The sequence below is a fragment of the Zavarzinia sp. genome, assembly GCF_041650655.1.
Lineage (GTDB): Bacteria > Pseudomonadota > Alphaproteobacteria > Zavarziniales > Zavarziniaceae > Zavarzinia.
The window spans coordinates 1-11,557 of sequence record NZ_JBAZKR010000112.1 but is presented as its reverse complement, the minus strand read 5'-3'; the positions used below and the strand labels follow the sequence as shown (position 1 = coordinate 11,557).

Genomic DNA, 11,557 nt, shown 5'->3' with positions numbered 1-11,557 from the left:
GCGGTCGGCGCTTCCACGTGAGCGTCCGGCAGCCAGGTGTGCACCGGCCACATCGGCACCTTCACCGCGAAGGAGGCGAAGAAGGCCAGCCACAGCCAATTCTGCATCGCCGGCGGGAACTGGAAGTCGGTCAGCGCCACCACGTCGGTCGTGCCCGCCATCAGATACATCGCGATGATCGCGAGCAGCATCAGGAGCGAGCCGAGCAGCGTGTAGAGGAAGAACTTGAAGGTGGCGTAGATCCGGCGCGGGCCGCCCCAGATGCCGATGATCAGGAACATCGGGATCAGGCCGGCTTCGAAGAACAGATAGAAGAGCACCAGATCCAGGGCGCAGAAGACGCCGATCATCAGCGTCTCGAGCACCAGGAAGGCGACCATATATTCCTTCACCCGGGTGTGGATGACGTCCGACGCCAGGATGCACATGGGCATCAGGAAGGTCGTCAGGATCACGAACAGGATCGAAATCCCGTCGACACCCATGTGATAGGTGATCGAGTCGCCGATCCAGGCGTGCTTCTCGACGAACTGATAGTCCGCCGTCGCATTGTTGAAGCCCGCCCACAGGATGAGCGAGACCAGGAAGGTCGCGATCGTGGTGATCAGCGCGATCGAGCGGATATTCTTCTCGACCGCCTCACCCTCGCCCTTCACGAGCAGGATGAGGAGAGCACCGACGAGCGGCAGGAAGGTGGTGACCGAGAGTATCGGCCACCCTTGGGCCAGGTCCGCGATCATGGCGTCACGCCCATCCGATAGACATACCAGGAAACGAAGGCCGCCACGCCGATCAGCATGACGAAGGCATAGTGGTAGACGTAGCCGGACTGCAGCCGGACCGCCCGCCGGGCGACGTCGAGCACCCGGGCGGAAACGCCGTCGGGGCCGAGGCCGTCGATGATCTTGCCGTCACCGCCCTTCCAGAACAGCCGGCCGATGGCCCGCGCCGAGCGAACGAAGACGAGATCGTAGAGCTCGTCGAAGTACCACTTGTTCAGGAGGAAGGCGTAGAGCTCGCGGTTGGTCTTGGCCAGCGCCACCGGCAGCTTCGGCTTGGCGATGTAGAACAGCCAGGCGAGGCCGATGCCGGCGACCGAAAGGAACAGCGGCAGCAGCTTGCCCCATTCGGGGATATGCTCGGCCGCTTCCAGCACCTTGTTGCTCTCGCCGACGAAGATGGCGCCCTGCCAGAAGTGCTCGCGCCCCTCGCCCACGAAACTGTCGAAGAAGACAATGCCGGAGAGCACCGCGCCGACCGCCAGCAGGCCGAGCGGGATGGTCATCACCAGCGGGCTCTCGTGCGGGACATGGCCGTGGCCATGATCGTCATGGGCCTCGGCGGCATGGCCGTGGCCGTGATCGTCGTGGCCCCAGCGCTTCTCGCCGTGGAAGGTCATGAAGAGCAGGCGCCAGGAGTAGAAGGCGGTCATCATCGCGGCCAGCGTGCCGAGCACATAGGCGTAGTTGCCGACGCCCGAGCCCGCGGCGAAGGCCACCTCGAGGATCGTGTCCTTCGAATAGAAGCCCGCGAAGATCGGAATGCCGGCCAGCGCCAGGTTGCCGATCCACATCACCACATAGGTGAACTTGATGTACTTCCAGGTCCCGCCCATCTTGCGCATGTCCTGCTCGTGGTGCATCGCATGGATGACCGAGCCGGCGCCCAGGAACAGCAGGGCCTTGAAGAAGGCGTGGGTGAAGAGGTGGAAGATCGCCGCCTGATAGGCGCCGACACCCGCGGCAAAGAACATGTAGCCGAGCTGCGAGCAGGTCGAATAGGCGATCACGCGCTTGATGTCGTTCTGCACCAGGCCGACCGTCGCCGCGAAGAAGGCGGTCGAGGCACCGACGATGGTGACCACATCGAGCGCGATCGGCGCATGCTCGAACAGCGGCGAGCAGCGCGCGACCAGGAAGACGCCCGCCGTCACCATGGTGGCGGCATGGATCAGGGCGGAGACCGGGGTCGGGCCTTCCATCGCGTCCGGCAGCCAGGTGTGCAGGCCGAGCTGGGCCGATTTGCCCATGCAGCCGATGAACAGCAGGATGCAGATCGTCGTCAGGATATCGACGTCGTGGCCGAGGAAGTTGAAGGTCTTGCCGGCCTGGGCCCCCGCCGCGGCGAAGACCGTGTCGAAGGACACCGAATTGAAGACGAAGAAGATGGCGAAGATGCCGAGGGCGAAGCCGAAGTCGCCCACCCGGTTGACCACGAAGGCCTTGATCGCCGCCGCATTGGCCGAGGGCTTCTTGTACCAGAAGCCGATCAGCAGGTAGGAGGCGAGGCCGACGCCTTCCCAGCCGAAGAAGACCTGCACGAAATTGTCGGCGGTCACCAGCATCAGCATGGCGAAGGTGAAGAGCGACAGATAGGCCTGGAAACGCGGAATGGCCGGATCTTCGGCCATGTAGCCGATCGAATAGATGTGCACCAGGGACGACACGCTGGTGACCACGACCAGCATGACCGCGGTCAGCGTGTCGAGGCGCAGCGCCCAATCGACCTGGAGTGAGCCGGACAGGATCCAGGTCGCGATATGGGTCGTCTCGTGGCCCACTTCGTGCTCGGTCCCCGTCCACGACAGGAATGTGATCCAGGACAGCACCGCCGCCACCACCAGCAGGGTGGAGGTGACGATCTGTGCGCCCCGGTCGCCGATGAACCGCCCGAAGAAGCCGGCGATGACGGCCCCGAGCAGCGGCAGAAAGACAATGGCCGCGATCATGCCGTCAGCCCTTCATGAGGTTGATGTCCTCCACCGCGATCGAGCCGCGGTTTCGGATGTAGATGACGAGGATGGCGAGACCGATGGCCGCCTCGCCGGCGGCCACGGTCAGGATGGTGAGGGCGAAGACCTGACCGGCCAGATCGTGCAGGAAGCTCGAGAAGGCGACCAGGTTGAGGTTCACCGAGAGCAGAATGAGCTCGATCGACATCAGGATGATGATGACGTTCTTCCGGTTGAGGAAGATGCCGAAGACGCCGATCACGAACAGGATGGCGGCGACGGTCAGATAGTGCCCAAGCCCGATTTCCATGGCTCAGATCCCCTGCCCCGGCTGGATTTTCTTGACCTCGACCGCGGTCTTCATGGTGCGCGAGACCTGGGCCGAGATGGACTGGCGCTTCACCCCCGGGCGGCTGCGGAGCGTCAGCACGATGGCGCCGATCATGGCCACCAGCAGGATCGCCCCCGCCGTCTCGAAGGGCAGCAGATATTGGGTGTAGAGCACCCGGCCCAGCGCATCGGTGTTGGAGAGCTGGGTGACGTCCGGCGCCTTGGCGGCGATGAGCTGGCCGGCATCCGGCAGCGCGGTCCAGGACCCCACCACCATCAGCAGCTCGACCAGCAGAATGAGGCCGATCAAGCCGCCGATCGGCAGATATTGCAGGAAGCCCTGACGCAGCTCGGTGAAATTCACGTCGAGCATCATGACGACGAAGAGGAACAGCACCGCGACCGCGCCGACATAGACGATGACCAGGATCATCGACAGGAATTCGGCGCCGAGCAGCAGGAACAGCCCGGCCGAATTGAAGAAGGCGAGGATCAGGAACAGCACGGAATGCACCGGATTCCGCGACGAGATCACCATCACCGCCGAGCCGACGGTGATACAGGCGAAGAGGTAGAAGACGAGTGCGGAAATGGTCACGATCGCCCCCTCACCGATAGGGCGCGTCGGCGGCGATATTGGCCGCGATCTCGCGCTCCCACCGCTCGCCGTTGGCGAGCAGCTTGTCCTTGTTGTACATCAGCTCCTCGCGGGTTTCGGTCGCGAACTCGAAGTTCGGGCCTTCGACGATGGCATCGACCGGGCAGGCTTCCTGGCAGAAGCCGCAGTAGATGCATTTCGTCATGTCGATGTCGTAGCGCGTGGTGCGGCGGCTGCCGTCGTCCCGCGGCTCGGCTTCGATGGTGATCGCCTGGGCGGGGCAGATCGCCTCGCACAGCTTGCAGGCGATGCAGCGCTCTTCCCCGTTGGGATAGCGGCGCAGCGCGTGCTCGCCCCGGAAACGGGGCGACAGGCGGCCCTTTTCGTAGGGGTAGTTGATCGTCGCCTTCTTCTTGAACGAATAGGAGAAGGTCAGCGCCATGCCCTTGACCAGTTCGGTCAGCAGGAAGGCGCGGGCGGTACGGTCGAGAAATGCCATCGGAACCCCTCCCTCAGCCCTTGACCGGCAGCCAGCCGAAGCTGACCAGCACGCCCGCGGTGAGCACGAGCCAGAACAGCGAGAAGGGCAGAAACACCTTCCAGCCGAGTCGCATCAACTGGTCGTAGCGATAGCGCGGAACCGTCGCCTTCACCCAGCAGAAGGTGAAGAGCACGACGAAAGTCTTGGCGAAGAACCAGATCGGCCCCGGGATCCAGTCCAGCAGGCCGAACAGCGAGATCGGCTGCCAGCCGCCCAGGAACAGGATGCTGGTCATGGCCGACATCAGGATGATGTTGCCGTATTCGCCGAGCATGAAGAGCGCGAAGGCCATCGACGAATATTCGATCTGGAAGCCGGCCACCAGTTCCGACTCCGCTTCCGGCAGGTCGAAGGGCGGACGGTTCGTCTCGGCCAGCGCGGAGATGAAGAACACGATGAACATCGGGAACAGCGGGATCGCGAACCAGATGTGCGACTGCGCCTTCACGATGTCGTTCAGGTTCAGCGAACCGACGCAGAGCAGCACGGTGACGATGACGAAGCCGATCGAGACTTCGTAAGACACCATCTGCGCCGCCGAGCGGAGCCCGCCCAGGAACGGATACTTCGAGTTCGAAGCCCAGCCGCCCATGATGATGCCATAGACGCCGAGCGACGAGATCGCGAAGAGATAGAGCATGCCGACATTGATGTCGGCCAGCACGATGCCGTCACCGAAGGGGATCACCGCCCAGGCGATCAGGGCGAGCGTGAAGGTCAGCACCGGGGCGATCAGGAAGACGCCCTTGTTGGCGCCGGCCGGGATGATCGTCTCCTTGAACAGGAGCTTCAAGCCGTCGGCGAAGGGCTGCAGCAGGCCGAAGGGACCGACCACGTTCGGCCCCCTGCGGAGCTGCATCATGGCCCAGACCTTGCGGTCGAGCAGCGTGGTGAAGGCGACGGCCAGCAGCAGCGGCACGACGATCGCCAGGATCTTCGCCAGGATGAGCAGGAATTCGAGGAACATGTCCATGATGGGCCTCGGCTCAGGCGACCGCTGGGCGGGCCGCCATCAGCGGACCCACCTCGCGCCAGATCAGCGCGGCGACGGTGACGATAGCCGCCAGCATCAGGGGCAGCAGCACCCCGACGACTTCGGCCGAGATGGCGACCAAGGGCACGATGGCCTCCACGATCAGGTTAGCCATGGGTTCCCGTCGCCTCGTGTTTGTGGCCGCAGCCGCAGCCCTGGTCCTGATGGATCGCCGAACATTCGGCCATGGTGGCCGAGGCGCGGGCGATCGGATTGGTGAGGTAGAAGTCGGCGGTCGGATAGGCGAAGGCGTCGGCCGAAACCGCGCCCTCGGCCCCGAAGGGCGCCCATTCGGCGGCGGCGACCTCGTCGACCTTGCCCAGATGCGGCACCTGGGCGGCCATGGCGGCGCGGAGCTGGGCCAGGCTGTCGTAAGGCAGCTTCTTGCCGATCCGCTCCGAGAAGGCGCGCAGGATCGCCCAGTCCTCGCGGGCGTCGCCCGGCGGGAAGACGGCGCGCTTGGTGCGCTGGACCCGACCTTCGGTGTTCACATAGGTGCCCGACTTCTCGGTATAGGCGGCACCCGGCAGGATGACGTCGGCGACATGGGCGCCGGCATCGCCGTGGCTGCCCTGATAGACGACGAAGGGCGCCTTCAGGCCCTCGGTGTCGATCTCGTCGGCACCGAGCAGCCAGACGAAATCGGCCTTGCCGGCGACGATCGCCGCCGTGCCCAGCCCGCCCTCGCCCGGCACGAAGCCGAGGTCGAGCGCGCCGACGCGCGACGCCGCCGTGTGCAGCACGTTGAAGCCGTTCCAGCCGTCCTTCACGACGCCGGTGGCTTCCGCCAGCTTGCGGACGAGGCCGAGGACTTCGGCACCGTCGGCCCGCGCCAGCGCACCTTGGCCGACGATGATCATCGGCGCCTTGGCGTTCTTGAGGACATCGGCGAAGCCGCCGCCGGCCAGCAGGCCCGACAGGGTTTCCGGCCCCGCACCGATCCAGTCGACGCGATAGGTGAGATCGACCTTCGGGCCGATGCCGGCGATCTGCAGCCCGCCCTTCAGCCAGCGCTTGCGGATCCGCGCGTTCAGCACCGCCGCTTCCGAGCGGGGATCGGTGCCGACCAGGAGGATGGCATCCGCCTGCTCGATGCCGGTGATGCCGGAATTGAACAGGTAGGAGGCACGGACGGAGGCGTCGAGCTTGGCGCCGTCCTGGCGGCAGTCCAGGTTCTTGGAACCCAGGGCGACCATCAGGTCTTTCAGCGCCTTGATCGATTCGGCATCGGCCAGGTCACCGACCAGGGCCGCGATCTTGTCGCCGGAGAGGCCCTTCAGGGCTGCCCCGATCGCGGCGAAGGCCTGTTCCCAGCTCGCCGCCTGGAGCTTGCCGTTGACCCGGACGTAGGGTCGGTCGAGCCGGCGCTTGGCCAAGCCGTCGACAGCATAGCGGCTCTTGTCCGAGATCCATTCCTCGTTCACGTCGTCGTTCAGGCGCGGCAGCACGCGCAGCACGCCGGCGCCGCGGGCGTCGACGCGGATCGCGGAACCGAGCGCGTCCTGCACGTCGATGCTCTCGGTCTTCTTCAGCTCCCAGGGCCGGGCCGCGAAGGCATAGGGCTTCGAGGTGAGCGCGCCGACAGGGCAGAGATCGATCACATTGCCCGAGAGATTCGAGGTCACCGCCTGATTGAGATAGGTGGTGATCTCCATCGTCTCGCCGCGGCCGATGGCGCCGATCTCCTCGACGCCGGCCACTTCCGTCGCGAAGCGCACGCAACGGGTGCACTGGATGCAACGGGTCATGGTCGTCTTGATCAGCGGCCCCATGTATTTCTCGGAGACCGCCCGCTTGTTCTCCTGGTAACGGCTATGGTCGAAGCCATAGGCCATCGCCTGGTCCTGCAGGTCGCACTCGCCGCCCTGATCGCAGATCGGGCAATCCAGCGGGTGGTTGATCAGCAGGAATTCCATCACCCCCCGGCGCGCCTTGCGCACCAGCGGCGTGTTGGTCTTGATCACCATGCCGTCGGCGGCCGGCATGGCGCAGGACGCGATCGGCTTCGGCGCCTTTTCCTGTTCCACCAGGCACATGCGGCAATTGCCGGCGATCGACAGGCGCTCGTGATAGCAGAAGCGCGGAATCTCGACGCCGGCCGCCTCGCAGGCCTGGAGCACATTGGCGCCGGCCGGCACTTCGACGGACTTGCCGTCAACGGTCAAAGTGGGCATGGCTCACCTCACTCCGCGGCCTGGGGCCGGGCCGTATGGCCCGCCTTGTAGTCCGCGATACGCTGTTCGATCACCGGACGGAAATGCCGGATCAGGCCCTGGATCGGCCAGGCCGCGGCATCGCCGAGGGCGCAGATGGTATGGCCTTCGACCTGGGTCGTGACCTCGAGGAGGGTGTCGATCTCCTCCGGTTCCGCCTTGCCCTGGACGAGACGCTCCATGACCCGCCACATCCAGCCGGTCCCTTCCCGGCAGGGCGTGCACTGGCCGCAGCTCTCGTGCTTGTAGAACTTCGACAGGCGGGCGATCGCCTTGATCAGGTCGGTCGACTTGTCCATGACGATGACCGCCGCGGTGCCGAGGCCGGAACGCTGGGCGCGCAGGCTGTCGAAATCCATCAGGACGTCGTCGCAGATCGCCTTCGGCAGCATCGGCACCGAGGAACCGCCGGGGATCACCGCCAACAGGTTGTCCCAACCGCCGCGCACGCCGCCGCAATGTTTCTCGATGAGTTCCTTGAGCGGAATGCCCATTTCCTCTTCGACATTGCAGGGCTTGTTCACATGGCCCGAGATGCAGAAGACCTTGGTGCCCGTGTTGTTCGGCCGGCCGAGACCGGCGAACCAGGTGCCGCCACGGCGGAGAATGGTGGGCGCCACGGCGATCGATTCGACGTTGTTCACCGTCGTCGGGCAGCCCCACACGCCGACGCCGGCCGGGAACGGCGGCTTCAGGCGCGGCTGGCCCTTCTTGCCTTCGAGGCTCTGGATCAGCGCCGTCTCTTCGCCGCAGATATAGGCGCCGGCGCCGTGATGCACGAAGACGTCGAAATCATAGCCGGAACCGGCGGCGTTCCTGCCGATCAGGCCGGCGGCATAGGCCTCGTCCACCGCCGCCTGCAACCGCCGGCGTTCCTGGATGAATTCGCCGCGGATGTAGATGTAGGCGGCGACCGCGCGCATGGCGAAGCCGGCGATCAGGCAGCCCTCGATCAGCTTCTGCGGATCGTGACGGATGATGTCACGGTCCTTGCAGGTGCCGGGCTCGGATTCGTCGGCGTTGACGACGAGATAGCTCGGCCGCCCGTCGGACACCTTGGGCATGAAGGACCATTTGACGCCGGTCGGGAAACCGGCGCCGCCGCGGCCACGAAGGCCGCTGGTCTTCATCTCGTTGATGATCCAGTCCTGGCCCTTGGCGATGATCTCGGCCGTGCCGTCCCAATCGCCGCGCATCTTGGCCGCCGGCAGGCTCCAATCCTCGAAGCCGTAGAGGTTGGTGAAAATGCGATCCTTGTCCTGAAGCATCGCGTCACTCCCCTGCCGCTTTGAGGGTGGTCAGCGTGGTCGGCCCGCCCTGGGGACAGGACGTCTGCCGGTCGACCTGCGGGCCGGGCTTCGGGCTCTCGCCCCGCGCCAGCGCGTCGAGGATCTCGGCCGTGGTCTGACCGGTCAGGTCCTCGAAGAAATCGTCGTTCACCTGCATCATCGGGGCGTTCACGCAGGCGCCCAGGCATTCCACTTCCATCAGGCTGAACTTGCCGTCGGGCGTGGTCTGGTTGATGTCGATGCCGAGCTTCGACTTGCAGGTGGCCAGCACCTCGTCCGAGCCGCGCAGCCAGCACGGCGTGGTGGTGCAGACCTGCACGAGATGTTTCCCGACCGGGGCCAGGTTGAACATCGTGTAGAAGGTCGCCACTTCATAGACGCGGATCACCGCCATGCCCAGAAGCTCGGCCAGATATTCCATGGCCGCCCGGGGCAGCCATCCGCCGGCTTGGCGCTGCGCGATGTCGAGCAGCGGCACGATGGCGCTCTGCTGCCGGCCGGCCGGATAGCGGGCGATGATCACGTCGGCGAGTTTCTTGTTCTCGTCGTCGAAGGTGAAGGAAGCGGGCTGCTCGAACGGACCCGCCGGTGCAACGCCGTGGCTCAACGGTCGACCTCCCCGAACACGATATCCTGACTGCCGATGATCGCCGGCGCGTCGGCCAGCATGTGCCCCTTGGACATGAAATCCATGGCCTGGAGATGCACGAAGGCCGGAGCCCGGATCTTGCAGCGATAGGGCTTGTTGGTGCCGTCGCCGATCAGATAGACGGCGAATTCGCCCTTGGGCGCCTCGACCGCGGCATAGACTTCGCCGGCCGGCACGTGGAAACCCTCGGTATAGAGCTTGAAGTGGTGGATCAGCGCTTCCATCGAGCGCTTCATGTCGCCGCGCCGCGGCGGAGCCACCTTGCCGTCCTCGGTCATCACCGGGCCCTTCGGCATCTGCTCGATGGCCTGGCGGATGATCTTCAGCGACTCGCGCATCTCGTAGAAGCGCAGCACGCAGCGGTCGTAACAGTCGCCGTGCTTGCCCACGGGAATGTCGAAATCCATCTTGTCGTAGGCGTCATAGGGCTGCGACTTGCGCAGGTCCCAGGCGACGCCGGAGCCGCGCAGCATCGGGCCGGTGAAGCCCCAGGCGATCGCGTCCTCGGCCGAGACGATGCCGATGTTCACGTTGCGCTGCTTGAAGATACGGTTCTCGATCAGCAGGTTCTCGAGGTCGTCCAGCACCTTCGGGAAAGTCTCGGTCCAGGCCATGATGTCTTCGGCCAGGCCCGCCGGCATGTCCTGGTGCACGCCGCCGACGCGGAAATAGGCGGCATGGAGGCGCGCGCCGCAGACCCGCTCGTAGAAGCACATCAGCTTCTCGCGCTCCTCGAAGCCCCAAAGGATCGGGGTCAGCGCGCCGACGTCCATGCCGTGGGACATGGTGTTCATCAGGTGGTTGGCGATGCGGCCGATCTCGCACCAGAGCACGCGCAGATATTGCGCCCGCTCCGGCACTGCGCAGCCGATCAGCTTTTCCGCCGCGAGCACGAAGGCGTGCTCCTGATTCATCGGGCAGACGTAGTCCAGGCGGTCGAAATAGGGCACCGCCTGCATATAGGTCTTCTGCTCGATCAGCTTTTCGGTGCCGCGGTGCAGCAGGCCCACATGGGGGTCGCAGCGCTCGATCACCTCGCCGTCGAGTTCCATCACCAGGCGCAGCACGCCATGGGCCGCGGGGTGCTGCGGCCCGAAGTTCAGGCTGTAGGATTTGATGTCGACTTCGGCCATCTCGCGCCTCGTCAGTTCTTGGCCGGGGCCGGCGCCGGAGCGGCGGCCTTCTCGTCACCGGGGAGGATGTATTTCGCCCCTTCCCACGGGCTCAGGAAATCGAAGCGACGGAATTCCTGGGTCAGCTTCACGGGCTCGTAGACCACCCGCTTCTGCTCTTCGTCGTAGCGCAGTTCGACATAGCCGGTGAGCGGGAAATCCTTGCGCAGCGGATGCCCCTCGAAGCCGTAGTCGGTCAGGATGCGGCGGAGGTCCGGATTGCCGGCGAAGAAGATGCCGAACAGGTCCCAGGCTTCGCGCTCGAACCAGCCGGCGGTCGGGAAGACGTCGACCACGCTCGGCACCGGGGTGTCCTCGTCGGTCTGCACCTTGATGCGAAGGCGCAGGTTCTTCCGCATCGACAGCAGGTGATAGACGACGTCGAAGCGAAGCGCCCGTTCCGGATAGTCGACGCCGCAGACGTCGACGAGCTGGTCGAGCAGCAGGACGGGATCCGCCTTCAGGGCGATCAGCAGCTCGGCCACCTTGGCGGCCTCGGCCGTCACGGTGACTTCGTCATAGGCGACGGAAACGCCGGTCAGGCCCAGATTGCCCTCGGCGAGCAGGGCTTCGAGTCGCGCGACTTCGGCCGCCAGCGCCTCGGCATTGGGATAGAGTGCCATGGAGACTTCCCCTACCTGGCGATCGACTGGGTGCGGCGGATCTTCTTCTGCAGCTGCAGGATGCCGTAGAGCAGCGCCTCGGCCGTGGGCGGGCAGCCCGGCACATAGACGTCGACCGGCACGATACGGTCGCAGCCGCGCACCACCGAATAGGAATAGTGGTAATAGCCGCCGCCGTTGGCACAGCTCCCCATCGAGATCACCCAGCGCGGCTCCGACATCTGGTCGTAAACCTTGCGCATGGCGGGGGCCATCTTGTTGGTCAGCGTGCCGGCGACGATCATCACGTCCGACTGGCGCGGCGAGGCGCGCGGGGCGACGCCGAAACGCTCCATGTCATAGCGCGGCATCGAGGAATGCATCATCTCGACGGCGCAA

The 11,557-nt window shown here is 65.2% G+C and carries 13 protein-coding genes; all 13 read right to left on the bottom strand.

Annotated elements, in window-relative coordinates; genetic code table 11:
• The coding region (locus WC493_RS19020; RefSeq protein ID WP_373067392.1) for an NADH-quinone oxidoreductase subunit M at window positions 1-740 on the bottom strand (740 nt) is incomplete at its 3' end.
• Window positions 737-2,728: an NADH-quinone oxidoreductase subunit L gene (gene nuoL / locus WC493_RS19015; RefSeq protein WP_373067389.1), complete on the bottom strand. Its 1,992-nt coding sequence runs from the start codon at window positions 2,726-2,728 to the stop codon at window positions 737-739. The genes WC493_RS19020 and nuoL, both read right to left, overlap by 4 nt.
• A 4-nt stretch (window positions 2,729-2,732) precedes the next feature.
• Window positions 2,733-3,041 (bottom strand): NADH-quinone oxidoreductase subunit NuoK, encoded by a 309-nt coding sequence (nuoK, locus tag WC493_RS19010; RefSeq protein WP_373067387.1) that lies wholly within the window; start codon window positions 3,039-3,041, stop codon window positions 2,733-2,735.
• Between the two features lie 3 nt (window positions 3,042-3,044).
• Window positions 3,045-3,659 (bottom strand): NADH-quinone oxidoreductase subunit J, encoded by a 615-nt coding sequence (locus WC493_RS19005; protein WP_373067385.1) that lies wholly within the window; start codon window positions 3,657-3,659, stop codon window positions 3,045-3,047.
• Window positions 3,660-3,669: 10 nt separating this feature from the next.
• Complete coding sequence (gene nuoI / locus WC493_RS19000) at window positions 3,670-4,158, bottom strand: NADH-quinone oxidoreductase subunit NuoI (protein WP_373067382.1); 489 nt, start codon at window positions 4,156-4,158, stop codon at window positions 3,670-3,672.
• Window positions 4,159-4,171: 13 nt separating this feature from the next.
• Window positions 4,172-5,173, bottom strand: a complete 1,002-nt coding sequence (nuoH, locus tag WC493_RS18995) for an NADH-quinone oxidoreductase subunit NuoH (protein ID WP_373067380.1) — start codon at window positions 5,171-5,173, stop codon at window positions 4,172-4,174.
• Between the two features lie 13 nt (window positions 5,174-5,186).
• On the bottom strand, window positions 5,187-5,348 hold the full coding sequence (locus WC493_RS18990; RefSeq protein WP_373067377.1) for a hypothetical protein: 162 nt from the start codon (window positions 5,346-5,348) through the stop codon (window positions 5,187-5,189).
• Window positions 5,341-7,407 (bottom strand): NADH-quinone oxidoreductase subunit NuoG, encoded by a 2,067-nt coding sequence (gene nuoG, locus WC493_RS18985; RefSeq protein WP_373067375.1) that lies wholly within the window; start codon window positions 7,405-7,407, stop codon window positions 5,341-5,343. Before nuoG ends, WC493_RS18990 begins: the two co-directional genes overlap by 8 nt.
• An 8-nt stretch (window positions 7,408-7,415) precedes the next feature.
• Window positions 7,416-8,714: an NADH-quinone oxidoreductase subunit NuoF gene (gene nuoF, locus WC493_RS18980; protein ID WP_373067373.1), complete on the bottom strand. Its 1,299-nt coding sequence runs from the start codon at window positions 8,712-8,714 to the stop codon at window positions 7,416-7,418.
• Window positions 8,715-8,718: 4 nt separating this feature from the next.
• Window positions 8,719-9,342 carry an NADH-quinone oxidoreductase subunit NuoE gene (gene nuoE, locus WC493_RS18975; RefSeq protein WP_373067370.1) on the bottom strand — a complete coding sequence of 208 codons (624 nt, stop codon included), beginning with the start codon at window positions 9,340-9,342 and terminating at the stop codon, window positions 8,719-8,721.
• On the bottom strand, window positions 9,339-10,517 hold the full coding sequence (locus WC493_RS18970) for an NADH-quinone oxidoreductase subunit D (RefSeq protein WP_373067368.1): 1,179 nt from the start codon (window positions 10,515-10,517) through the stop codon (window positions 9,339-9,341). The genes nuoE and WC493_RS18970 overlap by 4 nt, the downstream gene beginning before the upstream one ends.
• 11 nt (window positions 10,518-10,528) lie before the next feature.
• Window positions 10,529-11,179 (bottom strand): NADH-quinone oxidoreductase subunit C, encoded by a 651-nt coding sequence (locus WC493_RS18965; protein WP_373067366.1) that lies wholly within the window; start codon window positions 11,177-11,179, stop codon window positions 10,529-10,531.
• 11 nt (window positions 11,180-11,190) lie between these two features.
• Window positions 11,191-11,557 (bottom strand): NADH-quinone oxidoreductase subunit B family protein (locus WC493_RS18960; protein ID WP_373067363.1); only part of this gene is annotated, 367 nt, incomplete at its 5' end.